27 protein-coding genes and 1 pseudogene are annotated in these 26,410 nt (G+C 62.3%); 14 read left to right on the top strand and 14 right to left on the bottom strand.

What is annotated here, in order from left to right:
- Positions 1–24 precede the first annotated feature (24 nt).
- The 3 genes from BA011_RS02515 (at position 25) to BA011_RS02505 (ending at position 1,627) form a co-directional block, all read left to right on the top strand.
- Positions 25–309 carry a LexA family protein gene (locus BA011_RS02515; RefSeq protein WP_420493416.1) on the top strand — a complete coding sequence of 95 codons (285 nt, stop codon included), beginning with the start codon at positions 25–27 and terminating at the stop codon, positions 307–309.
- A gap of 112 nt (positions 310–421) precedes the next feature.
- Positions 422–1,369: a homocysteine S-methyltransferase family protein gene (locus BA011_RS02510; protein WP_065279331.1), complete on the top strand. Its 948-nt coding sequence runs from the start codon at positions 422–424 to the stop codon at positions 1,367–1,369.
- 24 nt (positions 1,370–1,393) lie between these two features.
- Positions 1,394–1,627, top strand: a complete 234-nt coding sequence (locus tag BA011_RS02505; RefSeq protein ID WP_065279330.1) for a hypothetical protein — start codon at positions 1,394–1,396, stop codon at positions 1,625–1,627.
- 260 nt (positions 1,628–1,887) lie between these two features.
- Here BA011_RS02505 and BA011_RS02500 read toward each other — a convergent pair whose 3' ends face one another.
- On the bottom strand, positions 1,888–3,339 hold the full coding sequence (locus BA011_RS02500) for an MFS transporter (protein ID WP_065279329.1): 1,452 nt from the start codon (positions 3,337–3,339) through the stop codon (positions 1,888–1,890).
- A gap of 248 nt (positions 3,340–3,587) precedes the next feature.
- Here BA011_RS02500 and BA011_RS02495 point away from each other — a divergent pair, with 248 nt between their 5' ends.
- Complete coding sequence (locus BA011_RS02495) at positions 3,588–5,090, top strand: protein adenylyltransferase SelO (RefSeq protein WP_065279328.1); 1,503 nt, start codon at positions 3,588–3,590, stop codon at positions 5,088–5,090.
- Positions 5,091–5,287: 197 nt separating this feature from the next.
- Positions 5,288–7,627: a glucose/quinate/shikimate family membrane-bound PQQ-dependent dehydrogenase gene (locus BA011_RS02490; RefSeq protein WP_065279327.1), complete on the top strand. Its 2,340-nt coding sequence runs from the start codon at positions 5,288–5,290 to the stop codon at positions 7,625–7,627.
- 221 nt (positions 7,628–7,848) lie between these two features.
- Here BA011_RS02490 and bla read toward each other — a convergent pair whose 3' ends face one another.
- The 3 genes from bla to dmeR form a co-directional block, all read right to left on the bottom strand.
- Complete coding sequence (gene bla / locus BA011_RS02485) at positions 7,849–8,739, bottom strand: class A beta-lactamase (RefSeq protein ID WP_065279326.1); 891 nt, start codon at positions 8,737–8,739, stop codon at positions 7,849–7,851.
- A gap of 124 nt (positions 8,740–8,863) precedes the next feature.
- Complete coding sequence (gene dmeF / locus BA011_RS02480; protein ID WP_065279325.1) at positions 8,864–9,862, bottom strand: CDF family Co(II)/Ni(II) efflux transporter DmeF; 999 nt, start codon at positions 9,860–9,862, stop codon at positions 8,864–8,866.
- A 148-nt stretch (positions 9,863–10,010) separates the two neighbouring features.
- The gene (dmeR, locus tag BA011_RS02475; RefSeq protein WP_065279324.1) at positions 10,011–10,283 is read right to left on the bottom strand and encodes a Ni(II)/Co(II)-sensing transcriptional repressor DmeR; all 273 of its coding nucleotides are present in this window, start codon (positions 10,281–10,283) and stop codon (positions 10,011–10,013) included.
- 267 nt (positions 10,284–10,550) lie between these two features.
- Here dmeR and BA011_RS02470 point away from each other — a divergent pair, with 267 nt between their 5' ends.
- Together BA011_RS02470 and BA011_RS02465 are read left to right on the top strand one after the other, a co-directional pair.
- Positions 10,551–11,045 carry a GNAT family N-acetyltransferase gene (locus BA011_RS02470; protein WP_065279323.1) on the top strand — a complete coding sequence of 165 codons (495 nt, stop codon included), beginning with the start codon at positions 10,551–10,553 and terminating at the stop codon, positions 11,043–11,045.
- A gap of 168 nt (positions 11,046–11,213) precedes the next feature.
- Complete coding sequence (locus BA011_RS02465; RefSeq protein WP_065279322.1) at positions 11,214–11,843, top strand: glutathione S-transferase family protein; 630 nt, start codon at positions 11,214–11,216, stop codon at positions 11,841–11,843.
- Positions 11,844–11,922: 79 nt separating this feature from the next.
- On the opposite strand, the gene BA011_RS02460 is transcribed toward BA011_RS02465, so the two are convergent.
- The 3 genes from BA011_RS02460 to BA011_RS02450 form a co-directional block, all read right to left on the bottom strand.
- Positions 11,923–12,837: a cytochrome c gene (locus BA011_RS02460; RefSeq protein WP_065279321.1), complete on the bottom strand. Its 915-nt coding sequence runs from the start codon at positions 12,835–12,837 to the stop codon at positions 11,923–11,925.
- A gap of 136 nt (positions 12,838–12,973) precedes the next feature.
- A complete protein-coding gene (locus tag BA011_RS02455; protein WP_017959595.1) occupies positions 12,974–13,414 on the bottom strand; it encodes a c-type cytochrome in 441 nt (146 codons plus the stop codon).
- A gap of 191 nt (positions 13,415–13,605) precedes the next feature.
- Positions 13,606–14,241, bottom strand: coding sequence for a LysE family translocator (locus tag BA011_RS02450; protein WP_065279320.1), 636 nt, complete (start codon positions 14,239–14,241; stop codon positions 13,606–13,608).
- A 128-nt stretch (positions 14,242–14,369) separates the two neighbouring features.
- Between BA011_RS02450 and BA011_RS02445 the strand changes: the two genes are divergently transcribed.
- A complete protein-coding gene (locus BA011_RS02445) occupies positions 14,370–15,062 on the top strand; it encodes a helix-turn-helix transcriptional regulator (protein WP_065279319.1) in 693 nt (230 codons plus the stop codon).
- 317 nt (positions 15,063–15,379) lie between these two features.
- Here the strand turns inward: BA011_RS02445 and BA011_RS02440 are convergent, their stop codons facing one another.
- Complete coding sequence (locus BA011_RS02440) at positions 15,380–15,979, bottom strand: c-type cytochrome (RefSeq protein ID WP_065279318.1); 600 nt, start codon at positions 15,977–15,979, stop codon at positions 15,380–15,382.
- A 159-nt stretch (positions 15,980–16,138) separates the two neighbouring features.
- The gene (locus BA011_RS02435; RefSeq protein WP_420493416.1) at positions 16,139–16,423 is read right to left on the bottom strand and encodes a LexA family protein; all 285 of its coding nucleotides are present in this window, start codon (positions 16,421–16,423) and stop codon (positions 16,139–16,141) included.
- 28 nt (positions 16,424–16,451) lie between these two features.
- On the opposite strand from BA011_RS02435, the gene BA011_RS02430 reads away from it, so the two are divergent.
- A complete protein-coding gene (locus BA011_RS02430) occupies positions 16,452–17,567 on the top strand; it encodes an IS630 family transposase (RefSeq protein ID WP_065282351.1) in 1,116 nt (371 codons plus the stop codon).
- A 297-nt stretch (positions 17,568–17,864) separates the two neighbouring features.
- On the opposite strand, the gene BA011_RS02425 is transcribed toward BA011_RS02430, so the two are convergent.
- Together BA011_RS02425 and BA011_RS02420 are read right to left on the bottom strand one after the other, a co-directional pair.
- Complete coding sequence (locus tag BA011_RS02425; protein ID WP_065279317.1) at positions 17,865–18,710, bottom strand: metallophosphoesterase; 846 nt, start codon at positions 18,708–18,710, stop codon at positions 17,865–17,867.
- A gap of 110 nt (positions 18,711–18,820) precedes the next feature.
- Complete coding sequence (locus BA011_RS02420; RefSeq protein ID WP_008528928.1) at positions 18,821–19,423, bottom strand: superoxide dismutase; 603 nt, start codon at positions 19,421–19,423, stop codon at positions 18,821–18,823.
- Positions 19,424–19,648: 225 nt separating this feature from the next.
- Here BA011_RS02420 and BA011_RS02415 point away from each other — a divergent pair.
- The 3 genes and pseudogenes from BA011_RS02415 to BA011_RS02405 all read left to right on the top strand — a co-directional run bounded on the left by BA011_RS02415 (position 19,649) and on the right by BA011_RS02405 (position 21,651).
- Positions 19,649–19,975, top strand: a pseudogene (locus BA011_RS02415) (hypothetical protein).
- A gap of 229 nt (positions 19,976–20,204) precedes the next feature.
- On the top strand, positions 20,205–20,858 hold the full coding sequence (locus BA011_RS02410; protein WP_065279316.1) for a class I SAM-dependent methyltransferase: 654 nt from the start codon (positions 20,205–20,207) through the stop codon (positions 20,856–20,858).
- A gap of 61 nt (positions 20,859–20,919) precedes the next feature.
- Positions 20,920–21,651 carry a sulfite exporter TauE/SafE family protein gene (locus BA011_RS02405; RefSeq protein WP_065279315.1) on the top strand — a complete coding sequence of 244 codons (732 nt, stop codon included), beginning with the start codon at positions 20,920–20,922 and terminating at the stop codon, positions 21,649–21,651.
- Positions 21,652–21,721: 70 nt separating this feature from the next.
- On the opposite strand, the gene BA011_RS02400 is transcribed toward BA011_RS02405, so the two are convergent.
- Entirely contained in the window at positions 21,722–22,066 is a 345-nt protein-coding gene (locus BA011_RS02400) for a nuclear transport factor 2 family protein (protein ID WP_065279314.1), read from the bottom strand.
- Between the two features lie 430 nt (positions 22,067–22,496).
- On the opposite strand from BA011_RS02400, the gene BA011_RS02395 reads away from it, so the two are divergent.
- A complete protein-coding gene (locus BA011_RS02395) occupies positions 22,497–23,729 on the top strand; it encodes a multidrug efflux MFS transporter (protein WP_065279313.1) in 1,233 nt (410 codons plus the stop codon).
- Here the strand turns inward: BA011_RS02395 and BA011_RS02390 are convergent.
- The gene (locus BA011_RS02390; protein ID WP_065279312.1) at positions 23,726–24,340 is read right to left on the bottom strand and encodes a TetR/AcrR family transcriptional regulator; all 615 of its coding nucleotides are present in this window, start codon (positions 24,338–24,340) and stop codon (positions 23,726–23,728) included. The two genes, BA011_RS02395 and BA011_RS02390, sit on opposite strands and share 4 nt — an antisense overlap.
- 115 nt (positions 24,341–24,455) lie before the next feature.
- On the opposite strand from BA011_RS02390, the gene gstA reads away from it, so the two are divergent.
- Positions 24,456–25,139, top strand: coding sequence for a glutathione transferase GstA (gene gstA / locus BA011_RS02385; protein ID WP_065279311.1), 684 nt, complete (start codon positions 24,456–24,458; stop codon positions 25,137–25,139).
- A gap of 39 nt (positions 25,140–25,178) precedes the next feature.
- On the opposite strand, the gene nadE is transcribed toward gstA, so the two are convergent.
- The gene (gene nadE, locus BA011_RS02380) at positions 25,179–26,012 is read right to left on the bottom strand and encodes an ammonia-dependent NAD(+) synthetase (protein ID WP_065279310.1); all 834 of its coding nucleotides are present in this window, start codon (positions 26,010–26,012) and stop codon (positions 25,179–25,181) included.
- Between the last annotated feature and the right edge of the window lie 398 nt (positions 26,013–26,410).

The raw sequence follows: 26,410 nt of genomic DNA, 5'->3' as shown, positions 1-26,410 counted from the left end.
ACCTCCTTCAGCGTGGAGACGCAGATGAATCCCAAAATGAGTCCCTCACTTGACCCGCAAGCCGCAACGGCAAGACGGGGCCTTACGCAGATCCAAGGCCAGTACCTGGCCTTCATCTACGCCTACAGCCGCATCTTCAAACAGCCTCCGGCCGAAGCCGACATGCGTCGCCACTTCGGCGTTACGGCTCCGTCTGTTCACCAGATGGTGCTGACCCTCGAGAAGGCGGGTTTTATATCTCGCGTGCCAGGCGCCGCACGCAGCATCCAACTTCTCATCCCACCAGAAGCCCTGCCAATTCTACGATAAGACAAACCGTCATAATCTCTGTGGCGTGGTACTAGTTTGGCAGCCAATTAAGCGCCAGAACATCATTCATCGACGGCAGCCAATCGGGTGTCACGAGGGAGAGGCTTCAACAATGGCAAAGTACAGAAACGGGTTGCCGCAGCTCAAAGGCGGCACATTCATTACCGATGGCGGCATGGAAACGACGATGATCTTCCAGGAAGGGATAGAACTTCCGCATTTCGCTGCCTTCATATTGCTGGCTTCCGAAGACGGGCGGCAGCGGATGCGGAATTACTATCGCCGTTATCTCGATGTCGCCCGGCGGCACGGCACGGGCTTCGTGCTCGATACCGCCACATGGCGGGCCAATCCGGACTGGGGGCAGAAGCTCGGCTATACCACCGAAGCCCTGAAAGCAGTCAACGAGGAAGCCGTCGACCTGCTCGTCGGCTTGCGCAGCGCCTACGAGCGGCCGGAGCAGCCGATCGTCATCAGCGGGGCGATCGGCCCGCGCGGCGACGGCTACAAGGCGGGCATCATGGATGCCGCCGAAGCGGAAGACTACCACGCTTTCCAGATCGGGGCTTTCGCCGGCACGGAAGCCGACATGGTGAGCGCCTTCACGCTGACCAACATCGACGAGGCGATCGGCGTGGCGCGGGCGGCACAGTCGCTCGGCATGCCCTCGGCCATCTCCTTCACGCTGGAGACGGATGGCCGGTTGGTGACGGGCCGCAGCCTTCAGGAGGCCATCGAGACGACCGATGCGATGACCGGCGGGGCGCCGGCCTATTACATGATCAATTGCGCCCACCCGACGCATTTCGAAACGGCACTCCATCACGGAAGCGCCTGGGTGAAACGTATATCCGGCATCCGCGCCAATGCCTCGACCATGAGCCATGAGCAGCTCGACAATAGCGAAACGCTGGATGCGGGCGATCCCGAAGATCTCGGCCGCCGCTACCGCAAGCTCATCGACCGCATGCCCGCGCTCAGCGTGCTCGGCGGCTGCTGCGGCACCGACCACCGCCATGTCGCGGCGATCTGCGAGGCATGCCTGCCGCAGGCGGCGTGACGACCTGAGAGGGAGGAAAAGACAATGACGGTAATGGGCGCACTGCCGCGCCGGCGCGGCTGGCACGATCTATGGCTTGCGATCACGGGACGGCAGAGGCGCGCCGCGCCCGAGGCGGCCGTGGAGGTAGCGCTGCGGGATAGTGATCTTGCAGTCTTGGGGGGCTTCGACGGCCCGATGACCTACAGGCTCGAGGCGGAGCGGCGCGAGGGCCGACCACTGCGACGCAGGCGGCTGCGGGAGCCGGTCGGCTTCTGACGAAGGGAACGGCGGGCGGCCCCTTTCGTCTCGTACCCGGCCGGCTAGCTAGGGTGTGCCGTGTGTGCCCCCCTCTGCCCTGCCGGGCATCTCCCCCACAGGTGGGGAGATTGGCTGGGCGCATCAGTTTCCTCAAACAATGAGCGTCCAGCACGGCGAAACGGTAGATGGACAGGAAGTTCAAGCCACTTGCGATCTCCCCACCTGTGGGGGAGATGCCCGGCAGGGCAGAGGGGGGCGACCGCGGCACAAAGCCGACGTCAGCCTTCGGCGGCGCCTTTCCTCTGTTTGGCCTTGTAGCCGGTGATCTCCTCGCCGGCGGTCGGCGAGAAGCGCAGGTTCCAGAAGGTGGCGGTGATCGAGATGATGGTGACGACGACGAAGGCCGCCGAGAAATCGCCGAGGGCCGGCGTTTCGGCTCCTGACATGGCCATGGAGCCGTGCAGCGCCAAGGCGCCGATGCAGATGCCGAGCGACAGCATGAGCTGCTGGAAGGTGGTGTAGAAGCTGGTGGCTGAGCTCATCCGCTCCTTGCTGATCTCGTCATAGGCGATGGTGTTATAGGCGGTGAACTGGAACGACAGGAAGAAGGCGCTGAGCACCAGGACGATAAAGACCAGCGGCATCGGCCAGTCCGGCCGGAAGGCGGCACAGAGGCCATAGCCGATCGTACCGAGGATGCCGTTGAGGATGAGGCTCCTGCGGAAGCCCAGCCGGCGGAAGACAAACTTCGCCATCGGCTTCATGGCGAGAGCGCCAAGCGCGGTCGCGATGATGATCTGGCCGGCCGCCGCCGCAGAAAGGCCGAAGCCGATCTGGAAGAGCAGCGGAAGCAGGAAGGGCTGCGCCCCTTGCGTGATGCGGGTCAGCGATCCGGCGATAACAGACGTGCCGAAGCTCGGCACCTTCATCAGCGAGAAATCCATGATCGGTGACGGGTGCTTGCGGGCATGTCTGAGATAGCCGATGCCGAAAAGCAGGCCGATGGCGATCAGGAAGATCGAAAACGCGCCCTCGCCCTCATGGTTCGACATTTCGAAGCCGAAGAGCAGCGAGCCGAGCGAGATGCCCGAGAGGATGAAGCCGATCGTATCGAACGGACTGCTTGCCTTGCCCTTCACCTCGTCGATGTAGATCGAGACGAAGATCATGCCGATGATGCCGATCGGCACGTTGATATAAAAGATCCAGCGCCAGTCGAGATAGGTGACGATGAAGCCGCCGAGCGGCGGGCCGACGATCGGGCCGATCAGCGCCGGCACGAGCAGCCAGGACATGGCGCTGACCATATCCTTGCGGTCGACGCTGCGCATCAGCACCAGGCGCCCGACCGGCATCATCATCGCGCCGCCGATGCCTTGCAGCAGGCGCGCCAGCACCAGGAAGGACAGCGTCGGCGCCAGGGCGCAGAGGATGGAGCCGACGACGAAGACAGCGATGGCCGAGCGGAAAACGGTGCGGGAGCCGAAACTGTCGGCCATCCGGCCGCTTGCGGGAATGAAAATCGCAAGGCTGAGGAGATAGGAGGTCAGGGCGATCGACATGGCCGGAGCGCCGACGCCGAAATCGCGTGCCATGGTGGGCAGCGCGGTCGCAAGCACGGTCGCATCGATGTTTTCCATCAGCATCGCACTCGCGACAATCATTGCGATCACCCGGAAATTGGGCACGGCGCGCCGAACCATCGGCGCCTGGTAAATCTGATCCGACATCGTCCGGGATCACTCGCGGTGGCGCGGCGGAGCACACAAGGCAGCAAGGCCGCGGGGGATGACATGGCGCAAAGCCAAGGGGAGACGATTTGCTATACGCCCGCGATCATCGCGGCGCTATGTCGTTTATGGCAAAGCTGCTTTGACGAGAGGTAAAGGCAGATCACGATTCCTTGCATGGTCTGTTCTTCGTGAAGGTCTTCATACCCCGGCTTGTGCGGCAGGCATCCCGGCCCTACCTATGAACCATGACCTCCGCCCTGCAGAAAAACCGGCCCGGTGCGGCCTTTCCGTTCGACAACAGCTATGTCGGTTTGCCCCCACGCTTCTTTGCGGCGCAAGCGCCGACCGCGGTGGCGGAGCCCTGGCTGATCAAGCTCAACGAGCCGCTCGCTGCCGAACTCGGGCTCGACGTCGAGGCCTTGCGCCGCGATGGCGCGGCGATCTTCTCCGGCAATCTCGTTCCCGAAGGGGCCGAACCGCTGGCGATGGCCTATGCCGGGCATCAGTTCGGCGGCTTCTCGCCGCAGCTCGGCGATGGACGGGCGATCCTGCTCGGCGAGGTCGTCGACCGCAGCGGCAAGCGCTATGATATCCAGCTGAAGGGCGCAGGGCCGACACCGTTTTCGCGCCGCGGCGACGGGCGGGCGGCAGTCGGGCCGGTTTTGCGGGAATATATCATCAGCGAGGCGATGTTTGCGCTCGGCATTCCGGCCACACGGGCGCTGGCGGCGGTGACGACAGGCGAGCCGGTCTATCGCGAAGAGGTGCTGCCTGGCGCGGTCTTCACCCGCGTCGCGGCCAGCCATATCCGCGTCGGCACCTTCCAGTACTTCGCGGCCAAGGGCGACACCGACGGCGTGCGGGCTCTGGCCGATTATGTGATCGACCGGCATTATCCCGCGCTGAAAGAGGCCGAGAACCCCTATCTCGCGCTGTTCGAAGCGGTCTCAGACCGCCAGGCGGCGCTGATTGCCCGCTGGCTGCATGTCGGCTTCATCCATGGCGTGATGAACACGGATAATATGACCGTCTCCGGCGAGACGATCGATTTCGGCCCCTGCGCCTTCATGGATGCCTATGATCCGGCGACCGTCTTTTCGTCGATCGACCAGCATGGGCGTTACGCCTATGCCAACCAGCCCGGCATCGGCCAATGGAACCTCGCAAGGCTCGGCGAAACACTGCTGCCGCTGATCGACGCCGAGCCTGACAGCGCGGTCGACAAGGCGAATGTCGTGATAAAGAGCTACGGCGAACGGTTCCAGGCGCATTGGCTGGCCGGCATGCGGGATAAGATCGGCCTTGCCGGCGAAGAGGACGGCGATCTCGACCTGGTGCAGGCGCTGCTGTCGCTGATGCAGGCGCAGGGCGCCGATTTCACCCTGACCTTCCGGCGGCTGTCGGATCTTGCCGGCGATGACGCCGCAGAGCCTGAATTTGCGGCGAGTTTCCGCGAGCCGGATGCCTGCGGCACCTGGCTTGCGCAGTGGCGCGAGCGGCTGTCACGCGATCCACAGACGGCCAGTGAGCGTGCTGTTGATATGCGCCGCGTCAATCCGGCCTTCATTCCGCGCAATCACCGGGTCGAACAGGCGATCGAGGCTGCCGTCGAGAACGGCGATTTTTCGCTGTTCGAGGCGCTGCTGAGCGTGCTTTCGAAACCCTATGAGGACCAGCCGGGCTTTGCCGCCTATAGGGAACAGCCGAAGCCGAGCGAACGGGTGCTTGCGACCTTCTGCGGAACGTGACAGGCGCTTCGATCGTTTTCGGTGTGGCAGCTGCGCCACAGCGATCCCCTTCCATTCGGCCCAGCGCCCCGTTCGACGCATCCGCACCCTGCGGCAATTGTGGCCGTTGAAAGGCATCTCCTTCGCGCTATCTGGTTGATCGGCGGGACTTTTCCGCCGATCCCTCAGCCCGGCTAACCTCAGCGGGAGACTGCCTTATGGCGATCATCGTCACCTCCATCTTCTTCATCATCATCGGACTCACACTCGGCGGCGGCGGCCTCTGGCTCGTCACCCTCGGCGGCAGCGTCTTTTATCTATTCGCCGGGCTGATGTTCCTGATCACCGCCGGGCTGCTGTTGATGCGCAAGGCGGTGGCGCTCTGGGTCTATGCGGTTCTCGTCGTTGCAGCACTTGCCTGGGCGATTTGGGAGGTCGGCTTCGACTGGTGGCAGCTCGGCCCGCGCGGCGGCATGATCATCCTGCTCGGGCTCTGGCTGCTGACACCATGGATTCGCCGGCCGCTCGGCCTGCGCAGCCCGACCGGCATCACCTACGCCGCCAACCCCTGGCCGCTTGCCGTGCCCGTCATTCTCGCCGTCCTGGTCGCCCTTTATTCGATGACGACAGACCCGCATGATCTTGCCGGCGAGCTGCCGAAGGATACGGTCGCCGCCCAGCCCGCCTTCGGCGGCGGCGTGCCGGATGGCGAATGGCATCAATACGGCCGCACGCCATTCGGCCAGCGCTACTCGCCACTCGACCAGATCACCGCCGAAAACGTCTCGACGCTGAAGGAAGCCTGGCGATATCAGACCGGCGACGTCAAGCGGCCGGAGGATATCAGCGAGACGACCTATCAGGTGACGCCGCTCAAGGTGAAGGACACGCTTTATCTTTGCACGCCGCATAACTGGGCGATCGCGCTCGACGCCAAGACCGGCAAGGAGAAATGGAAATACGACTCCAACTCCGGCATGAACCCCGACCGTCAGCATCAGACCTGCCGCGGCGTCACCTATTATGCCGATCCTGCCGTTGCCGCCGGCCAGCCCTGCGCCGAGCGTTTCTACCTGCCGACCTCCGACGCCCGGCTGATCGCGCTCGATGCGGCGGACGGGAAGGTCTGCACCAGCTTTGCCAACCAGGGCGTGCTGCATCTGGAAACCGGCATGCGCTTCAATCCGGCCGGCTATTATTATTCCACCTCGCCACCGGTCGCGGTGGCGGGCAAGATCATCGTCGGCGGGGCGGTGAACGACAATTATTCGACCGAGGAACAATCCGGCGTCATCCGCGCCTTCGACATCAATACCGGCGCGCTGGTCTGGAACTGGGATTCCGGCAATCCCGACGTGACGACGCCGATCGCCGAGGGCCAGACCTATACGACCAACTCGCCGAACAGTTGGTCGGTCTTCAGCGTCGACGAGGGGCTTGGCATGGTCTACATCCCGATCGGCAACCAAGTGCCCGACCAGATCGGCATCAATCGCAGCGAGAATGTCGAGAAATTCTCCTCCTCGATTGTCGCGCTCGATATCGCCACCGGCCAGCTGCGCTGGGTGCGCCAGACGGTGCATCACGATCTCTGGGACATGGACGTCCCCGCCCAGCCGGCGCTGATCGACCTGACGAAACAGGACGGCACCGTGGTTCCAGCCCTGGTCGGCCCCACCAAACAGGGTGATATCTATGTGCTCGACCGGCGCAGCGGCGAGCCGATCATCCCAGTCAAGGAAATCCCGGCGCCTGGTGGCGCAGTCACCGGCGATCATACCTCGCCGACGCAGCCGATCTCAGACCTCACCTTCTCGCCCGAGCCGCTTAAGGAGAAGGACACGTGGGGCGTGTCGCTGTTCGATCAGCTCGCCTGCCGCATCGACTTTCACCGCTACCAGTACGAGGGCCGCTATACGCCGCCTTCGCTGAAAGGGACGATCGTCTATCCCGGCAATTTCGGCACGTTCAACTGGGGCTCGGTGGCGGTGGATCCGGAGCGGCAGATCATGTTCGGCATGCCGACCTATCTCGCCTTCACCTCGCGGCTGGTGCCGGCCGCCGACATTCCGCCGAGAGGCCAGGACGAGAAGGGCAGCGAACAGGGGCTGAACCGTAATGACGGCGCGCCCTACGGCGTCTTCATGGGTCCCTTCCTCGGACTGCTGCAGATCCCCTGCCAGGCGCCGCCATGGGGTTATGTCGCGGGCGTCGACCTGCGCACCGGCAAGATCGCCTATATGCACAAGAACGGCACCGTGCACGACATGACGCCATTGCCCCTGCCCTTCAAGGTGGGCGTGCCCGGCATCGGCGGGCCGATGCTGACCAAGGGCGGCGTCGCCTTCCTTGGGGCCGCGGTCGACAACTATCTGCGCGCCTATGACGTGACGAATGGCCAAGAGCTCTGGCAAGCGCGGCTTCCGGCCGGCGGCCAGGCGACGCCGATGACCTATACGACTGATGATAACAAACAATATGTCGTCATGGTCGCCGGCGGCCACGGCTCGGTCGGCACCAAGCCCGGCGATTATGTGATCGCCTATACGTTGCCTTGATGGGGAAGTTGCCGTCCTCTTGCGGGACAAGGCCCCTCCCCAACCCCTCCCCACAAGGGGGAGGGACTAACCCGCGGCGAGTCCCCGCCACCAAATACGTAGCCCACATGCTGCATCGTCAGGAATGAAATGCGATGAGTGCCACACAGCAGCCCCTCCCCCTTGTGGGGAGGGGTTTTCGCGCGCGACAGCTGTCGATCACGCCCTTCGCATTTTCCCACTCAAACCATCTCGACGATCATGCGGCCGACCTCGGCAAAGACCGGGTTGAGTTCCTTCACCGGCACGGTCGTCTCGCTGATATAGACGGCCGCGACGATCGGGCCGCGATCCGGCGGCCAGATCACCGCGATATTGCCGAGTGATCCATTCGGGCCGGTGCCGGTCTTGTCGCCGACCTTCCAATCCGCCGGCAGGCCGGCCCTGAGCCGCTCCTTGCCTGTCGTGCTCGCCACCAGCCAGGCGATCAACCTGTCCGAGGAGGCCTCGGTGAGGACCGAGCCGAGGGTCAGGTTGCCGAGCGTGTCGAGCATCGCATCCGGTGTCGTCGTGTCGCGCGGATCACCCCTTCTGCCCTCGTTCAACGTCGGCTCGGTGCGGTCGAGACGCGTCGTGCCGTCACCGATCGAGCGCAGCCAATTGGTCAGCCCCGCCGGACCGCCGAAACTTTCGAGCAGCAGGTTGCCGGCGGTGTTGTCGCTGACGGTCACCGCCGCCTCGCAGAGTGCGGCAAGGGTCATGCCGTCGGTGTCGGCGTGCTTTTCGCTGATCGGCGAATAGTCGACGAGCTTGTCCTTGCCGTAGCTCACCCGCCGGTCGATGTTTTCCTCGCCCTTGTCGGCACGAGCAAGCACGAAAGCGGCGGCCAGCGCCTTGAAAGTGCTGCACATGGGAAAGGCCTCGCTGCCGCGATAGCCGAAAGAGATGCTCGTCTGGGTATCGAGCACAGAGACGCCGAGGCGGCCGCCGGTGCGTTTTTCCAGCGCAGCAAGGCGGCGGTCAATGTTGTCGTCGCCCTCGCCTGCACTCTCCTCGGCATTGGCGGGAAGCGTCAGCACAGGCAGGCACAATGCCGAGCCTATCAGCATGCGGCGGGTCAGACTGAGATCCATGAAATCCTCCGGCGAATCAGGAGGACAGAGCTAAGCAGCGATTGCGGCGACTTGTCGTCCCCACGGCGATGTTAATCGTCCGTCGAGCGATCTTGTCGTCCGCCGAGCATCTCCGCCCGCCCGCTCATGCGGCGCGCGTGACCTCGACCGTCACATGCGACAGTTCTCCCAGCGCCGAGAGCCTGCCCTTGTAGAAAGCCGGGTCGCGCGGCTGCGAGGTGAGGACGGCGACGATCGCGGCATGATGGCCAGGGCCGACCTGCCAGACATGCAGATCGGTGATCCGATCATCCTCCGTCTCGATGGCGCCGCGGATTTCGGCTGGCAGCGTCTCGCCTTCGGGAACGACGTCGAGAAGGACGCCGCCCGAGGATTTCATCAGGCTCCAGGACCAATTGGCGATCACCAACCCGCCGACGATGCCCATCAAGGGATCGAGCCAGAGCCAGCCGTAGAGACTGCCGAGCGTCAGCGCCGCAATGGCGAGCACGGAGGTCAGGGCATCGGCGATGACATGCAGATAGGCGGCGCGGATATTGTTGTCGCCGGTCTTTGCGTGGTGGGCATGGTCGCCATGTCCATGATGATGATGGCCATGGGCATGGGCATGATTGCCATGCCCGTGATGCGCATGATCGCCATGCGCGACATGACCGCCGCCGGCAAGCAGCCAGGCGCTCACCAGATTGACGGCAAGGCCGATCACCGCCACGGCGATCGCCTGGGTAAAGCCGATCGGCACGGGATTGGAAAGGCGCAGCAGGCTTTCCCAGCCCATCAGCAGGGCGATCAACGCGAGAACGATGGCGCTGGCGAAGCCGGCGAGATCGCCGAGCTTGCCGGTGCCGAAAGTGAAACGCGGATTACGCGCCTGCCGGCGGGCGAAGAGATAGGCGAGTGCGGAAATCAGCAGGGCACTGGCATGGGTCGACATGTGCCAGCCATCGGCGACGAGCGCCATCGAGCCGTAGATGGTGCCGGCAGCGATTTCCGCCACCATCATCACCGCCGTCAGCGCAATCACCAGCCAGATGCGCCGCTCGTTGCGCGCATGGTCAGTGCCGAGGAAGACGTGATCGTGTTCCAGGGCATCAATTCCAGCTTTGTCGATTCCGGCACTCATGACAGACTCCTTCGTCGCCGCGCTTAGAGCGGTTCAGCGTTTCATGAAAACGCATAACCGCTCTAAGCTTTTGTTTTTACGCAATTCTCGGCAAAATCGCTTCGCGCTTTGCCGGGGAAAACCGCTTCACACTTTTCCCGGAATTGCTCTAGCGCATATAGGTTCTCAAGACTTCCGATATTTCCTCCACCGCCTCTGCCCTGGCCGCATCGCCAGCGGCATTCAGCACATGCTCACGCAGGTGATCGTCGAGCACCTCTCCGGTCAGCCCGGTCAGGGCGCCGCGGATCGAGGCGAGCAGTTGCAGGATCTCACCGCAGGGGCGCTCCGCCTCGAGCGCCCGCTCAACCGCCTCCATCTGCCCCTTCAGGCGGCTGATGCGGGCGACGAGCTTCTTTTTCTGCAGGGTGGTGTGGGACATGATGGGCTCTCATATAGCATAGGGGGTATACTATCAAGAGGGCAGCCGGGGCTCAATGCCTGTGATGGGCTCCGATCCCCATTGACAAAGTCTGCGTTTCCGACGATCTATGATCCATGATCAAGAACGCGCACCAGAGCCGCTCGTATTTTTGGCTGTACCTGTAAAGGGCGGCCGGACAAGATCATATTGTCAACAAGCCGCCGTCAGGCGGCTTTGTTGTATCGGCAGCGTCCTGACGGCAGAATATCAAAGGACGCGAAGACCATGACCGAAATCGAAGACAGCGAAATTTCACTGATGCGCCCATCGGTGGTGACCATCCGAGCCGCCAAGCCGCGCGACCTGCCCGAACTCGGCGAGATGATCGCCCTGCTTGCCGCCCATCACGGCGATGCGGCGGCGACAAAGCCGGAGCAGTTGGAGCGCGACCTCTTCGGGCCCGTGCCCTGGATCAATGCGCTGGTCGCCGAGACCGGCGAAGGGCTGATCGGCTACGCCATTCTTGTGCCGCTCTACAGGGCGCAGGAAGGCAAGCGCGGCATGGACCTGCACCATCTCTTCGTGCGCGACGGCCATCGCGGCCACGGCACCGGCCAGCTGCTCGTCGACCGGGCGCGCGAGACCGCCCGCAATGCCGGCTGCGGCTACCTTTCCGTCAGCGCCGCGACCGGAAACGTGCTGGCGCACCGCTTCTACGAACAACTGGATTTCACCCCGCGTCCGGTGACCGGCATGCGCTACATGCAGTCGATCGCCTAAAGCGCGTCGCGTAAAGTGTGAGCGGTGGCGTAAAGGCCTAAAACGCGACGAGCGAATCTGAAAGATTGCGACGCGCTTCAGGGCTGGAAGGCATGAAGCGGCTGCCCGGATTCATGTAAGGACCGGTTTCAGCCAACTGACAATTATCGAATTGCATGAGGAGCTTTCATGCCAGATTTCAAACTACATTGCTTCGCTCTCTCGGGGAACTGTTACAAGGTCGCTCTCTTCCTCACGCTTGCCGGCATCGAATGGGAAAGCATTTTCGTTGATTATCTGGGCGGCGAAACGCGAACTGAAGAATGGCGAAAAACCATCAACGAACAGGGCGAAGCGCCTGTGCTCGAACATGGGCAAACCAAGATCAGCCAATCGGGGATTATCCTGGACTACTTGTCAGAGGTGACAGGCCAGTTTGGCGCGCAGACGGCCGAAGAACGACGCGACGTCATGCGCTGGATCCTTTTCGACAACCATAAATTCACGAGCTATTACGCGACGCTGAGGTTCATGTATGGCCTGCAGAAGAGCGGCGAGACACCAGTCGTCGAGTTTTTGAGACTGAGGGCTAAAGCTGCCTATGCCATTGTTGACGAACACTTGGCCCATCGGGCCTTCATGGTCGGCGACCGGCTGACGATCGCGGACCTCTCTCTGGCGGGCTACGTCTTCATGCCGGAGGAAACCGGGATCGATCACAGCGCCTTTCCGGCAATCGCAGCCTGGAAAGATCGTATCAGCAACATGCCCGGCTGGCGCCATCCCTATGATCTCATGCCTGGTCCTACATCCCTATAAGCAGGATCGAGATCGGCTGTCGGAAAATGCAGCGCCCTTTTATCCCGCAAAACCACTGCACACTTTTGCGCGACATGCTTTAACGCCCCGGCACCGCCTTCAGATAGGCGGCGATCGCCTCGCGATCGGAGGCCGGCAGGCGGGCGATGTTCTGCTGCACATCGACCATCTGGCCGCCGACGGAATCGAAATCGGGCGTGAAGCCGGTTTCGAGGTAGCTCACGATATCGGCCTCGCTCCAGCCGCCGATGCTCTTGGAGGCCGGGGTGATATCGGGTATGCGGCCCTTGCCTTCCGGATTGGGCGCGCCGGCAAGCCACTGATCCGCCTTGAAGCCGCCGAGCGCATCACGCGGCGTATGGCATTCGCCGCAATGGCCGGGGCCTTCGACGAGATATTGCCCGCGCTTGATCTTGTCGTCGCTCTTGGCGAGCGCGACGCGCGGCTGATCGTTGAGATAGAGAAGCTTCCAGCCGCCGAGCGCAAGCCGGATGTTGTAAGGAAAGGGCAGTTCATGCGGGGGCGCGACGTTGGCGCTCTTCGGCAGCGTCTTTAGGAAGGCGAAGAGATCGTTGACGTCCTTGTCGCTCATGCGGGAATAGGAGCCATAGGGGAAGGACGGGTAGAGATGCTGCCCGCCCGGGCCGACGCCGCGCTTCATCGCATTGCCGAACTCAGCAAGCGTCCAGGTGCCGATGCCGGCCTTTTCATCGGGTGAGATGTTCGGCACGTGGAAGGTCCCGAAGGGGCTCTTCAGTGCCAGCCCGCCTGCAAGTGTCAGCTTGGTATCGCCTTCGGAACCGGGCGCGGCATGACAGCTGACACAGCCGCCCGCCCAGAAGACCGCCTGGCCGTTTGCCGGATCCGGTGCGCCGAGACCCGCCCAGTGGCTTTCCGGCAGTGGATCGGGTGCGGTGACGAGATAGAAGGCGCCTCCGCCGAGGATGGCGACGCCGATCAGACAGAGCAGTACCCGGATGAACCTGCGGACCATGCGCCGCCTCCCCTTTTGCCATGATGTCGCCGCCTGCCGATCCGGTGACCAGTCCGCAACGCGCGGAGAATAAGGCGATCCGCGCCGGCGGCAAGGCTGGCGCGGATCCAGTATCCAGATGAAAACGGCCTATCGCTCACTTGCCGAGGCGATAGGCCTTGTGACAGCCGGCGCAATTGGCCCCGAGCGTGTTCATCGTCGCACCAATGGCTGCGGGATCGGCCGGAAGCTGAGCCAGCGCGGTTTCGGCATCAGCAGAGAGTTTGGCGGCGCGCGCCTTGAAGTCGTCCATGTTTTCCCAGATCTTCGGGCTCGCTGCCTCGTCGCCGGTCTCCGTGCCCGGCTTGAACTGGTCGGGGAAGACCTTGGCCGTTGTGGCGATCGTCGTCAGCGCCGCCTTCACCGCTTCGGCGTCATAGGGCTTGGTGCCCTTGGCGATGGCTGCTAAGGCCCCGGCCGAACCGCCGATCTGCTTCATCAACGCAACGCGCGAATCATGGGTGCCGTCGGCCGCGGTCACCGAACCGAAGGCCATTCCCGCCATCGCCACGGCCGCAGCTGCTGCTTTCCAATTCATATTGCTCTCCCTTTTTCCTCGGCCAAGCTGGCCGATGGCCAATCTGCACCGGCAGCATGACAAAATCCATGCGTCCGGGCAGTCACGTTTTGCCGGATCATCATAAAAACAATGTGATAGGCAGTTCTCTGCTTTTATGCATGTCGTTATCCCGGAACCGCTGCACACTTCCGGGCGACATGCAGTGGCGCTCAGGCGCTTTTCCACCCCTGCCAGAGGCTGAAGGCGGAGACCGCAACCAGCAGCAGTCCGGCGAAGCGGCCGACAAAGGCCGTAACGTCAGGGTTGGCGACGAGCAGATCGCGGCTGCGGCCGGCCGTCATCGCCAGCGTGCCGTAGATGGCGAACTGGGTGACGACGGTCATGGCGCCCATGATCAGCCCCTGCATCCAGATCGGACCATATTCCGGCCTCAGGAACTGCGGATAGACGGCGAACATGAAGATATAGGCCTTCGGATTGACCAGACAGGTGACGGCGCCCTGGCGGAAGGCGCGCCAGCCGGAGCATGCGGTTCCCGGCCCGACCGCCTCGACGGTGATCGAACTGCGGATCAGCGAAATACCGATCCAGATCATGTAGGCGACGCCGGCAAAGAGCAGCACGTTGAAAAACTGCGGCAGCATGGTGACGAGCACGCCGACGCCGGCCGCGCCATAGGCCGAATGCACCGCGCCGCCGGCCATGATGCCGCCGGTCGCCGCCAGCCCGCGTTTGACGCCGCCGGTCAGCGAATTGGCGAGCACGAAGAGCATGTCCATGCCCGGCACGATGATGATGCCGAAGAGAAGGGTGAAGAAGAGCCAGAGGTTTTCATGGTAATTCATGTCAGTTACCGCCTTCAGTTCTGCGGGCCGTTTTGAGAGACCCTGATTGATTTCAATCTGATAGGCAGCTCTATACGGGAACCCAACTGACAGTGTATTGTCAGGAGCGTAGCGGATAGGAGAGGTAAATGCGCAAGGCCTCGCGGCTTTTCGAGATCATTCAGATCCTCAGGCTGGCAAGAAAGCCGATGACGGCGGCGGCGATGGCGGAGACGCTCGAAGTGACCGTGCGCTCGATCTATCGCGACATCGCCGCGCTTCAGGCAATGCGGGTGCCGATCGAGGGTGGGCGCGGCATCGGCTACATCATGCGGCCGGGCTTCGACCTGCCGCCGCTGATGTTCTCGATCGAGGAGATGGAGGCGATCGTGCTGTCACTGGCGCTGCTCGAACGGACGGCGGACGAGGAGCTGAAACAGGCCGCGCGCCGGGTCAACCGGAAGATATCAGGCGCCGTGCCGGCGCCGCTGCGCCAGGCAATGGACAACAAGGCGCTTTACGCCTGGGGCTCGATTGCGCAGCCGGCAGGCTTCGACCTTGCGATCGTGCGCCGCGCGATCCGCGACGAACGCAAGCTGATGCTCGGCTACCGCGACGAGCTCGGCCGCGCAAGCGAGCGGACGATCCGGCCGATCGCGCTGATCTATTATTCGCAGACCGCCAATATCGTCGCCTGGTGCGAATTACGCCAGGCGATCCGCAATTTCCGCAGCGACCGGGTGGAGCACTGCGCGACAGCTGAGGATTTCTTCAAGGGCGACGGCGACCGGCTGCGGGAACTCTGGACCAGCGGTTGGACGGAGAAAGCTGTGCCGGTTTGATGTGTGGCGTTTGAGGTACGAGCAGGCGTCAGTGCGGACTTATGGAGCAATTGCCACAAAGGCGGCTTCCTCTCGGATCGCGACCAACTGGCGTCGATCTCGGCCAGTTTCCACTTCAATTCATCGACCACAGAAACCATGAAGGACGCACTCTCGTGATTCAGGAGTGTACAAAATAGGGCGTTAACCCATAAACGGCCAGAAATGACCGGCGCACGGATAGCTTAGTTCGTGGGCAAAGAGGTGCCGATCGCCGTAACGCAGTGATCGCTATTTCGGCGGCCCGATTTGGTGCATCGCCGACCCCGAACTGATCGTCAGAGGCCGGCGAGATAGTAAGCCATGGCAGCGATGTCGTCGGCCGAAAAATTGCGCACCAAGGCCGTCATGCGGGGCACGTGCGGGCGCTTGTTGTCGTGAAAGTCGGAGAGGGTTTTGATCAGGTAGTCCAGCTTCTGATTTGCGACGCGCGGAGTGTTGGCGTATCCGACGAAACCCTCCCGGTGGCACGAGGTGCACTTCTTCCCGGCGTCGAGCGCTTGGAGGCGGGTAATGCTCGCTGCGTCGGCCGGCTCGCGGTAGGCGGGCCAGGGCAGTGCGGAGAAGTAGGCCGCAAGCGCCTTCATGTCGTCGTCGGAAAGATTCTTCGCGATCCGGCCCATGAGGTCGTCGGTGCGCGCTCCATTGCGATATTCCTGCAAAGCTATCAGCAAAGAGGACTCGTGCTGGCCGGCGATGATCGGCGTGTTCTTAACAGTCGGCAGACCTTTCCTACCGTGACACATCTGGCAAAGCTTGGCCTTGTGGGAGATTGCCGCCGGCGGTGGCGCAGCATTGTTCTGCGCTCCAGCCGGCAGCGGACCGAGGGCCGCGAGAGCGGCGATGACGAACGGAGCGAGCGCGCTGCTGCAGGGCATGCGAGGCCTCCAGATCGGGGCTTAAGCTGAAGTGTGATGCTGATCTTATCAGGAGATGCAACCATTGGCGAGCGCGCCCCCGTCGCCTCCTCCGACTATGGCTGCGTTTTTATGAGTTCACGCCCTAGTACCACGCCACAGAGATTATGACGGTTTGTCTTATCGTAGAATTGGCAGGGCTTCTGGTGGGATGAGAAGTTGGATGCTGCGTGCGGCGCCTGGCACGCGAGATATAAAACCCGCCTTCTCGAGGGTCAGCACCATCTGGTGAACAGACGGAGCCGTAACGCCGAAGTGGCGACGCATGTCGGCTTCGGCCGGAGGCTGTTTGAAGATGCGGCTGTAGGCGTAGATGAAGGCCAGGTACTGGCCTTGGATCTGCGTAAGGCCCCGTCTTGCCGTTGCGGCTTGCGGGTCAAGTGAGGGACTCATTTTGGGATTCATCTGCGTCTCCACGCTGAAGGAGGTGTCGATGAATATAAAGTTTCACATAGAGCTTAGCCAATCGGAACGTGACCAACTGGCCGCTTTGTTGAGCGGGGGGTGCCACAGGTCGCGCAAGATCAAGCGCGCCCAGATCCTGGTCGCAGCGAACGAAGGCTTCAGCGACGAGGTGATCGCGGCAACCTTGAACGTCAGCGGATCGACGATTTACCGGACCAAACGCCGGTTTGTGGAAGCCAATCTGGAAGGGGCGCTCAGCGAAGAACCGCGCCCGGGTGTTGAGCGCAAGCTATCGAGCAAGGAGGAGGCGCTGTTGGTAGCGACCGCCTGCTCAAAGCCGCCGCCCGGGCGAGCCCGCTGGACCCTGGAGCTTCTGGCAGATGAGATGGTCCGGCTCACCGATCATGACCAGTTGTCCTCGGAGACCGTGCGTCGCCGGCTGGCTGAGAACCATCTCAAGCCTTGGCGCAAAGACATGTGGTGCATCCCAAAGATCGATGGGGAATACGTCGCGCGCATGGAGGATGTTCTCGACCTCTACGCAGAAACGCCTGATCCACAAAGGCCCGTGGTCTGCTTCGACGAGAGCCCGACCCAACTCATCGGCGAAGTGCGCGAGCCCATTGCGGCCAAGCCTGGCCAGCTTGAACGCTACGATTGCGAGTATCGCCGAAACGGCACGGTCAATCTGTTTGTCTTCATGGACGCCCACCGGCCCTGGCGCAGGGTGAAGGTCACCGATCGGCGAACCAACCAAGACTTCGCCGAGTGCATGCGCGAACTGGTCGACGTCGATTATCCCGACGCGCCGATCATCCGCGTGGTGATGGACAACCTCTCCACTCATTCCGCCGGGGCGCTTTACGACGCATTTCCCGCCCCGCAAGCTCGAAGGGTGCTGAAGCGACTGGAGTTCCACCACACGCCCAAGCACGCCAGTTGGCTCAACATGGTCGAGATCGAGATCGGTGTCCTGCGTAGCCAATGCCTCGACCGTCGTATCGACAACAAAGACACCATAATCGCCGAAGTCGCAGCCTGGGAGCAGCAACGCAACGCCCACGGCGCAAAGATCCAATGGATGTTCACAACCGAAAATGCCCGCAAAAAGCTCCGTAAAGCTTACCCCGTCAAAGAGTCATAATCTCTGTGGCGTGGTACTAGTTGACTTGGAGTCTTGTGGCATTTGCTACATAAGTCCGCGTCAGTGTCACCTAACATCCCAGCCATGAGGTTGGCGAGACCAGCCCCTCATCCGCCTGCCGGCACCTTCTCCCCGCAGGCGGGGCGAAGGGGATATGCCGCACCCTCTCCGTTCCCTGCCACCTCTCGTAGGGCACGTCCCCTCTCCCCATTTTTACGGGGAGAGGGTTAGGGTAAGGGTTAGGGTGAGGGGCAGCCACTCGCGCAAACCAAACAATAGCGAGCAGCCTGTCGCAACCTAATAGGCCAGCGTGCGGCTCACCTCGCGGCCGAAGCCGCGGATTTCGATGCTGGAGGCATGGACCTCGACTATCGCGAAGGCGTTTTGCGTCTCGGTATCGACCACGCCCTTGAAATTGACGAAGTGACAAGGGCCGGCCATGCCGTAATTGCCGACGTGGTCATGGCCGTTGAGATAGGCAACGACATTGCTGCTGGAGGCGAGCAGCGCGACGATGCGCTCGCTATCCCACATGCCGTGCTCGCTGGGCGGATGCACCGGATAGTGATTCATGACAATCACTTTCTCGCCGGCCTCGGCCGCTTTTGCGATTTCATCTCCGAGCCAGGCGAACTGCTCGTCGCTCAGCGCGGCATTCCAGCGATGGGCATTCCTCGCACCTTTGGCCTGCAGCTCCGCCAGCATCTCAGCGGCAAGGGCGCGATGATGATGGCCTTCGGGCGGGGCGAAGATGCTGACCTCGTTGCCGTCGAGCACGATAAAGCGCCAGCCATGGCGCAAAAAGCTGTAATAGGGCGACGGCATGCCGAGACGCGCGGCGACTTCGGACAGGTGCCCCGACGAGACCGAGAAATCGTGATTACCGAGCAGGAAGAGCGCCTCGTGCCTCAGCTTGCCGTAGACCGGCAGGATATCGTCGAAGCTTGAAAAGCTGCGGTCGATGACATCGCCGAGGGTCATGACGAAGCTCAATTCCTCGTCATTGAAGACCTCGATCGCCTCGGTAACCTTGGCAAGGCTGTTGGCGTAATAACGATCCATGGCAACATGCGGCGCGATCGCTCCATATTGCGGGTCGGCGATGATGCCGAAACGGAATGGGGGAGAAGAGGAAGAAGACATGGGGCGTGATTAGGAGCGACCGATGACAGGCATGTGACGGCTTGCCTCTCCAACAAAACACCCGGCGCTTTTGGGGGCGCCGGTGTCAAATTCAAACAGGCTGACGCCGCTTACTTCGTGGCTTCTTCGTAGCGTTCCAGGACGTAGTCCCAGTTGATCAGGCTGTCGACGAAGGCTTCGAGGTACTTCGGGCGGGCGTTGCGATAGTCGATGTAGTAGGAGTGCTCCCAGACGTCGACGCCGAGGATCGGGGTGGCGCCGTGAACGAGCGGGTTTTCGCCGTTCGGGGTCTTGGAGATTTCGAGCTTGCCGTTCTTGACGGAAACCCAGGCCCAGCCGGAGCCGAACTGGGTGGCGCCGGCATTGGCGAAATCGGCCTTGAACTTGTCGTAGCCGCCGAGATCGGACGTAAAGGCCGCTTCGAGCTTGCCCGGCAGCTTGTTGCCGCCGCCGCCCTTCTTCATCCACTTCCAGAAATGGATGTGGTTGTAGTGCTGGGCCGCGTTGTTGAAGAGGCCGGCATTGGTACCGAAGGACTTCTTGACGACGTCTTCGAGCGACAGGTCCGAAAGACCGGCTTCGGCGGCGAGCTTGTTGCCGTTGTCGACATAGGCCTTGTGGTGCTTGTCGTGGTGGAACTCCAGCGTTTCCTTCGACATGAAGGGAGCAAGCGCTTCGTAGTCATAGGGAAGTTCAGGCAATTCGAAAGCCATGTCAGATCTCCTCTTGGCAATAGATTGCGTCTCGGCAGGTGAGGCGGAACATAGGAGGGGAAAGGGGGAGAGGCAACCGGCGAATTATCAAAAAGCGACCGGCCGGAGGAAAATTTGCCTCAGTTGCCGGGTTGGAGTCGTGTGTAGAAATCGCCTGGGCAAATCAATGGGAATACCCGCCCCGAAAACCACTTTGCCTATTATGGAGATCAACGGAGACCCGATATGAACAGGAATATAATCCAGCCTCTCGCTGCCGCCGCACTGCTTTCGCTCTCAGGTGTGGCGCATGCCTCCTCCGATGAGGCCTAGAAGCAGCTCGCCGCCGACGTCGAGGCGAAAAGCAAGAAGGCAGCGGTCACGATCGAGAAGCCCAGCGCCACCGTCGATCCCTTCGGCAGCTCCCATTACGGGCTTGCGCTGGTGACCGGCAAGCCGAAGGGCGCCAAAGGGCTGATCGCCCAGATCTGCGTCTACGACAAGCAAAAGAAAACCATCGAGATCGGCAGTGAACTGGACGCCAAACAGCTTGGGCTGATGCCGGCAAAATAGGCGGCAGCGGACTGCACTCAGGCGCCCCTAAAGTGGTCGCAGGTGAGAATCTGTGCCTTGCGTCACATTTCGTCGGGAACCGGAGTCTACCCTTACGAGTTGAAAGGCTGGGCTTTACGGCGGATCGCGCTATTTCATGAAAGCGCAGAGCCGCTGAAATCTTTTGTTTTATGCAATTCCTGGAAAACCGCTTTTCACTTTTCCTGGAATTTTCTGGGGAGGTGCCGGCATGTCAGAGCTTCGCAGCAGGGCGGAAGATCAGCAGAAAATCTATCAGCGCTGGGCACCGGTCTATGACCGGGTTTATCGCGGCATCCTGCGCGATGGCCACCGCAAGCTTGCAGTCCTGGCCGCTGCGGCTGGCACCGACATCCTGGAGATCGGCGTCGGCACCGGCCTGACGCTCGGGCATTACCCGCGCCACTGCCGGGTGACCGGCATCGACATTTCCGAACACATGATCGCGCGGGCGCGTGAAAAGGCGAAACGCGAAAAGCTTGAGCATGTGCAGGCGCTGGAGGTGATGGATGCGCATGCGCTCACCTTTGCCGACCGGTCTTTCGATGCGGTCTGCCTGCCCTTCGTCATCACGCTCATCCCTGAACCCGAACGGGCGCTGGACGAATGCGCCAGGGTGCTGAGGCCGGGCGGCGAGATCATCCTCGCCAGCAAGCTTGGCGACGGCGCCGGTCTGCAGGGCGCCATCGAGACGGCGGTGGCGCCGCTGGTGCGTCACATCGGCTGGTCCTCCGCCTTCCGCATTCACCGCATCGTCGCCTGGGCCGAGCGCCGCGGCGATTTTGCCGCTGCCGATATCCTGCCGGTCTTTCCCAACGGCTTCTTCAAGATCATCCGGCTGAAGCAGCGCGGACTTGCCGGTTGAGACCGGAAATTTTTTCCCCGCGTCGCTTATTCTGATGCTACCGTTCGCCTGAGGGGACTGCATGACATCGGATATCTTCTTCTTCATCGTCGTGGGTTTCTGCGCGCAGATCGTCGACGGCGCGCTCGGCATGGCCTTCGGCGTGCTGTCGACGACGAGCCTTCTCGCCTTCGGGGTGCCGGCGGCCAATGCCAGCGCCATGACGCATGTGGCGGAAATGTTCACCACCGCCGCCTCGGGCATCTCGCATGCCTATCATCGCAACGTCGACTGGCGTCTGGTGGCGCGGCTCGCACCGGCAGGCATGATCGGCGGCGCGATCGGGGCCTATCTGCTTTCCAATATTGACGGCAAGGCGATCGAGCCCTTCGTATCGGCCTATCTGATCGCGATCGGGCTGGTGATTCTCTACAAGGCATTTCGGCCGCCGCCGAAGCGGGATGTTCGCGACTGGATGGTGCCGCCGGTCGGGCTTTTCGGCGGCGTGCTCGATGCGATCGGCGGCGGCGGCTGGGGGCCGATCGTCACCAGTTCGCTCGTCAGCCGCGGCCACGACCTGAAGCGGGTGATCGGCTCGACCAATTTCACCGAATTCGCGGTGACGCTGACGATTTCCCTGACCTTCATCCTGACGCTCGGCTGGTCGGAGCTCGATTCGGCGATCGGCCTGATCATCGGAGGCGTCATTGCCGCCCCCTTCGGCGCGATCCTCGTCAAACGGCTGCCGGTGCGGCCGCTGATGGTGGCGGTGTCGATGATCATCATCGGCACTTCGGCGATACGGCTCCTGTAAAGATCGCTGCGCTAGCGCATAGTGCTACAGCGTCCTTTGCGCGTCTGAAAAGACGCGCAGCGCTGTAGGGTTACAGATTCCGGCCGAAATAGACATCCACGGAAGCGATCTTGTCGCCGCGGAAGCGAAAGCTCTCGATGTTGCGGAAGCTGGCGCCGTCAAGTTTTTCCGCACGGTAGCGGACGACCGCCTCGTCGCCGTCGATCGCCAGGAATTCGATGTCAAAGCCGCGGAAGACCGGCTCCTTCGGCCAGCAACGCTCGAAATAGGTCGCCCGGTCGATGTGGTCGTCACGCGGACTGGAGAAGGTGAAATCCTCCGTCAACATGGCGCCGACGATATCCTTGCGATCGTCGAGATAGGCGGCGTAGAGATGACGGACGGTCTGCTCTCGGGATGTGCGCATGTCGCTCATGGCAATGTCCTTGGATTAACCGATTGCATCATGCAATCAGTCATGTTCTAGCACTTTTGCCGGAGAGGGTCCAGATTGCGGCTCTCATTTCCAAAGACAGGTCACCGATGCGAAAGCGCCGTCTTGAAGGACGGGCCATAGCGCGGTTATATCAGCGCGTGCCCGCCCTGGAACGGCGAGCGCATGCACCGTTACGGCCTATGCGCTCGACCTCGAAAAGCTCGATCTTCAGGACAGTTTTACCGCGCCGATCTTCTCGCCGCGGCAAAGGGCACATCATTTCATCAGGCGCGGCGGAACCCGCGCTTGCCGCATATTTCCTCAAATCGGAACCGATTTTAGGAAATATGCAGATTTCAAAGTGTTACAGCGTCCTTTGCGCGCCTTAAAAGACGCGCGGCGCTGTAGAATCAATGCCGAGGCCGAGAGAATGACCGATACGCCGTGGGACGCCAGCGCCAGGCCGGGCTCGATCTACTGGAAGCGCAATCTCACCATCTCGCTGATCGGCTCTTTCACCACCATCGTGGCGATGACGCTGCTGCTTCCCTTCCTGCCGCTTTATGTCGAGGAACTCGGCGTCAGCGACCATGCTGACATCGTGCAATGGTCGGGCATCGCCTATGGCGCCACCTTCTTCGCCGCGGCTCTCGTCGCGCCGCTCTGGGGCCGGCTTGGCGATATTTACGGCCGCAAGCTGATGCTGGTGCGCGCCAGCCTCGGCATGACGCTGGCGATCTCGCTGATGGGCATGGCCGGCAATGTCTGGCAGCTGGTGGCGCTGCGCCTCTTCGTCGGGCTTGCCGGCGGTTACGCCTCCGGCTCGATGGTGCTGGTGGCGACGCAGACGCCGAAGGATCGCTCGGCCTGGGCGCTCGGCGTGCTCTCCTCCGGCATCATGGCCGGCAATCTCGTCGGGCCGCTGATCGGCGGGGCGCTGCCGCCTATCATCGGCATCCGTGGCACGTTCCTCGCCGCCGGCGGCATGATCTTCCTCGCCTTCCTCGCCACAGCCTTCCTGATCAAGGAGGAGAAATCGCCGGCCCGCAAAAAGGCGGCCAAGGCCAGCGGCGGCTGGAAATCCGTCGCCGACAAGCGGCCTGTCATCGCCATGCTGGCGACCGGCATGCTCTTGATGTTTGCCAATATGTCGATCGAGCCGATCATCACCGTCTATGTCGCCCAGCTCGTGCCCGTCGAATCGCAGGTGACGATGGTATCCGGCGTCGTCATGTCGGCCGCCGCCCTCGGCAGCATCCTGTCAGCCTCATGGCTCGGCAAGCTCGCCGACAGGATCGGCCATTGGCCGGTGATCGCAGGCGCGCTCGCCGTCGCGGGGCTGCTGCTGATCCCGCAGGCCTTCGTCACCAGCGCCTGGCAGCTGATCATCCTGCGTTTCCTGATGGGTGTGTCGCTCGGCGGGCTGCTGCCCTGTATCGCCGCGGTCATCCGCCACAGCGTACCTGATAGTGCGGCCGGCAGCATTCTCGGTCTTTCCATTTCCTCGCAATATGTCGGTCAGGTTGCCGGCCCCATCCTTGGCGGTTTTATCGGCGGCCATGTCGGCATGCGGGCGGTGTTCCTCGGCACCTCCGTGCTGCTTCTCGCCGGTGCGGCCTATGCCTGGATCGTACGGCCGAAGAATCGTGAGCCATCGAGCTAAGGGGCGCTCCCACAGATCATCTCGACGCCCGACCGGGCGATCGCTTCCAGCGTCTCGCGGCTGTCGCCAGCGCGGGCGCGGACGGCGAGCGAATGCATGACGGCGGAGACGAGCCTGGCAAGCATCTGCGGATCGGCGCTTTCCGGAAGCTCGCCTCTTTCCACGCCAAGGCGCATGCGCTTTTCGATCTCGTGGTCGAAATCATTAAGGCTGCGGCCGAGCACCTCGCGGACGCGCTCATGCTGGACCGCCTCGACCGATGCCGTGCCGATCAGCAGACAGCCGCGGGCGGCGGTTTCACCATGCAGATAGATCGCCAGCGCACCCGCATAGACACGGGCGATATTGTCGCGCAGCGGCAATGACGGGTCGAGCGCTTCGGCGAGCGTATTCATGCCGTCCTGCCGATAGCCCTCCAGCGTATCGAGATAAAGATCCTCCTTGTCGCCGAAGGCGCCGTAAAGGCTTGGGCGATTGAGGTCAGTCGCAGCGCTCAGATTGTCGAGCGAGGCGGCGGCAAACCCCCTGTCCCAGAAGACATCGCGTGCCTTTCCGAGCGCCGCCTTGGCGTCGAAGCCCCTCGGCCGGCCACGCTTCTTCTCGTCTTTCATATTTGTACCGCTTCGCATTAAATTCTTGACGAGAGCCATTTTATGCGAAACAGTACAGATGTTCAACACCATCGACGGGCGGCATCGAACGCCTGCGTGAGAGAGGAAATCCGCAATGAAACTTTATATGCACGCCGCGGCCTGCTCGCTTTCGCCGCACATCATCTGCCGGGAGCTGGGGCTCGATATCGAGCTCGTCAAAGTCGACCGGCAGACCCACAGGACAAGCAACGGCGAGGATTACCTCGCGATCAACGGCAACGGCTATGTTCCGGCGCTGGTGCTCGACGACGGCAAGGTGCTAACCGAGGGGCCGGCGATCGTGCAGTTCCTCGCCGACAGCGTGCCCGAAGGGGCGGCCCTGTTGCCTGAGGTCGGCAACATCCGCCGCAACGAGGTGCAATCCTATCTCAACTTCATCACCGCCGAGCTGCACAAGCCGATGGTGCTGCTCTTTGATCCGACTTATTCCAGTGTTCATGGGGAGGTCCGCACGCTGATATCGAAGCGGCTGGCATGGCTGAACGGTCGTCTTGCCGGCCCTTATCTTACCGGCGAGGCCTTTACGGTGGCGGATGCCTATCTTTTCGTCTGCCTGAACTGGTCGCCCTGGATCGAGATTAATCTCAAGCAATGGCCTGCGCTGCAAGGTTTCGTGGCCCGCGTGGCGACACGACCGAAGGTGCGCGAGGCGCTGCAGGCCGAAGAGCTTGAAGCCTTCGACGCCGATGGCGTCTATTTCGCGCCGCATGCCTATCTCGCTTCATCAGGAAGGACAGGCGAGCCGGTCAGGCCGTAAACCCCTCGCGCCCGCACGCATCCCGCGCCTGGGCGACCGTCAGAGGGCGCTGACAGCCACCGGCAAAGCACGCTTATGAGTGGTCGCACGATAGGCGGCGAGGATGCGGCGGCGGGCGATCTCGCCGACCGGCTTGCCTTCGAGGAAATCGTCGATCTCGTCATAGCTGACGCCATAGGCCTCCTCGTCGGGGCGCAGCGGCCGCTGGTCCTCGAGATCGGCTGTGGGCACCTTGAAGACCAGCTCGTCCGGAGCGCCGAGCCGCTTTGCCAGCAGGCGAACGCGGCGTTTGTTAAGGCCGGCGAGCGGCAGGATATCGGCTGCGCCATCGCCGAACTTGGTGAAGAAGCCCATGACCGCTTCGGCCGCATGATCGGTGCCGATGACGAGGCTGCCAAGCGCCCCGGCAAGGGCGAACTGGGCGATCATGCGCTGGCGCGCCTTGATATTGCCGAGGATGAAATCCTGGCGGCCGGCATCGGCAAAGGCGAGGCCGCCGTCCTGCGCGGCGGCAAGCATCGCATCCGCCGGCGCCTTGATGTTGACCACTATCGAGCGGTCGGCGCCGATCGTTTCCAGCGCCTTCATCGCATCGGCCTCATCCGCCTGGACACCATAGGGAAGGCGCACGGCAATGAATTCGGACGCATAGCCGCTGTCACGCAGCTCGCGCACTGCCTTCTGAGCCAGCAGCGCCGCCGTCAGCGAATCGACACCGCCGCTGATGCCGAGGACGTAGCCGCGCATGCCGGAGGCGACGAGATAATCCTTGAGGAAAGCGGTTCGCCGTTCGATCTCCCACTCAGGGTCGATATCGGCGGCGACACCCAATTCGCGGATGATTTCGCCTTGTTCGTCGCACAGCACAGTCATAAGCTTCTTCCTCCCCGTTTACGGAATTTCGGCGCCACTATGGCGAAAAGATGAGGGAAGACGAAACCGTTTCAGGCAGACCTGCCATGCATTTTATGCAAGTGGGCGTTGAGGCTTGGTATCTCTCGGTAGGGTGTGCGTCCCCCCCCTCTGCCCTGCCGGGCATCTCCCCCACAAGGAGGGAGATTGGCTGGGCGTGATGGCCTCCCCAAACAACTGGCCGTCACATGAATCGTGAATTTAGGGCGAGGCATCGCTTCTTGCCGATCTCCCCTTGTGGGGGAGATGCCCGGCAGGGCAGAGGGGGGTGACGCGGATCTCGATTCTGCCGGGGAACACCCCGGCCCTGCGCTTGCGCTCCGGGCGTTCGTCGCTGCAATCGATTCACTGGATCGATT

Origin of the sequence: Rhizobium leguminosarum (assembly GCF_001679785.1) — a bacterium.
Taxonomy (GTDB): domain Bacteria; phylum Pseudomonadota; class Alphaproteobacteria; order Rhizobiales; family Rhizobiaceae; genus Rhizobium; species Rhizobium leguminosarum_R.
This window is presented reverse-complemented; position numbering and strand designations above follow the sequence as displayed.

Excerpts from the sequence above, each read along its gene's own strand:
- BA011_RS02515 (WP_420493416.1), top strand. The coding sequence starts at position 25 with ATGAATCCCAAAATGAGTCCCTCACTTGACCCGCAAGCCGCAACGGCA.
- BA011_RS02510 (WP_065279331.1), top strand. The coding sequence starts at position 422 with ATGGCAAAGTACAGAAACGGGTTGCCGCAGCTCAAAGGCGGCACATTC.
- BA011_RS02505 (WP_065279330.1), top strand. The coding sequence starts at position 1,394 with ATGACGGTAATGGGCGCACTGCCGCGCCGGCGCGGCTGGCACGATCTA.
- BA011_RS02500 (WP_065279329.1), bottom strand. The coding sequence starts at position 3,339 with ATGTCGGATCAGATTTACCAGGCGCCGATGGTTCGGCGCGCCGTGCCC.
- BA011_RS02495 (WP_065279328.1), top strand. The coding sequence starts at position 3,588 with ATGACCTCCGCCCTGCAGAAAAACCGGCCCGGTGCGGCCTTTCCGTTC.
- BA011_RS02490 (WP_065279327.1), top strand. The coding sequence starts at position 5,288 with ATGGCGATCATCGTCACCTCCATCTTCTTCATCATCATCGGACTCACA.
- bla (WP_065279326.1), bottom strand. The coding sequence starts at position 8,739 with ATGGATCTCAGTCTGACCCGCCGCATGCTGATAGGCTCGGCATTGTGC.
- dmeF (WP_065279325.1), bottom strand. The coding sequence starts at position 9,862 with ATGAGTGCCGGAATCGACAAAGCTGGAATTGATGCCCTGGAACACGAT.
- dmeR (WP_065279324.1), bottom strand. The coding sequence starts at position 10,283 with ATGTCCCACACCACCCTGCAGAAAAAGAAGCTCGTCGCCCGCATCAGC.
- BA011_RS02470 (WP_065279323.1), top strand. The coding sequence starts at position 10,551 with ATGACCGAAATCGAAGACAGCGAAATTTCACTGATGCGCCCATCGGTG.
- BA011_RS02465 (WP_065279322.1), top strand. The coding sequence starts at position 11,214 with ATGCCAGATTTCAAACTACATTGCTTCGCTCTCTCGGGGAACTGTTAC.
- BA011_RS02460 (WP_065279321.1), bottom strand. The coding sequence starts at position 12,837 with ATGGTCCGCAGGTTCATCCGGGTACTGCTCTGTCTGATCGGCGTCGCC.
- BA011_RS02455 (WP_017959595.1), bottom strand. The coding sequence starts at position 13,414 with ATGAATTGGAAAGCAGCAGCTGCGGCCGTGGCGATGGCGGGAATGGCC.
- BA011_RS02450 (WP_065279320.1), bottom strand. The coding sequence starts at position 14,241 with ATGAATTACCATGAAAACCTCTGGCTCTTCTTCACCCTTCTCTTCGGC.
- BA011_RS02445 (WP_065279319.1), top strand. The coding sequence starts at position 14,370 with ATGCGCAAGGCCTCGCGGCTTTTCGAGATCATTCAGATCCTCAGGCTG.
- BA011_RS02440 (WP_065279318.1), bottom strand. The coding sequence starts at position 15,979 with ATGCCCTGCAGCAGCGCGCTCGCTCCGTTCGTCATCGCCGCTCTCGCG.
- BA011_RS02435 (WP_420493416.1), bottom strand. The coding sequence starts at position 16,423 with ATGAATCCCAAAATGAGTCCCTCACTTGACCCGCAAGCCGCAACGGCA.
- BA011_RS02430 (WP_065282351.1), top strand. The coding sequence starts at position 16,452 with ATGAATATAAAGTTTCACATAGAGCTTAGCCAATCGGAACGTGACCAA.
- BA011_RS02425 (WP_065279317.1), bottom strand. The coding sequence starts at position 18,710 with ATGTCTTCTTCCTCTTCTCCCCCATTCCGTTTCGGCATCATCGCCGAC.
- BA011_RS02420 (WP_008528928.1), bottom strand. The coding sequence starts at position 19,423 with ATGGCTTTCGAATTGCCTGAACTTCCCTATGACTACGAAGCGCTTGCT.
- BA011_RS02410 (WP_065279316.1), top strand. The coding sequence starts at position 20,205 with ATGTCAGAGCTTCGCAGCAGGGCGGAAGATCAGCAGAAAATCTATCAG.
- BA011_RS02405 (WP_065279315.1), top strand. The coding sequence starts at position 20,920 with ATGACATCGGATATCTTCTTCTTCATCGTCGTGGGTTTCTGCGCGCAG.
- BA011_RS02400 (WP_065279314.1), bottom strand. The coding sequence starts at position 22,066 with ATGAGCGACATGCGCACATCCCGAGAGCAGACCGTCCGTCATCTCTAC.
- BA011_RS02395 (WP_065279313.1), top strand. The coding sequence starts at position 22,497 with ATGACCGATACGCCGTGGGACGCCAGCGCCAGGCCGGGCTCGATCTAC.
- BA011_RS02390 (WP_065279312.1), bottom strand. The coding sequence starts at position 24,340 with ATGAAAGACGAGAAGAAGCGTGGCCGGCCGAGGGGCTTCGACGCCAAG.
- gstA (WP_065279311.1), top strand. The coding sequence starts at position 24,456 with ATGAAACTTTATATGCACGCCGCGGCCTGCTCGCTTTCGCCGCACATC.
- nadE (WP_065279310.1), bottom strand. The coding sequence starts at position 26,012 with ATGACTGTGCTGTGCGACGAACAAGGCGAAATCATCCGCGAATTGGGT.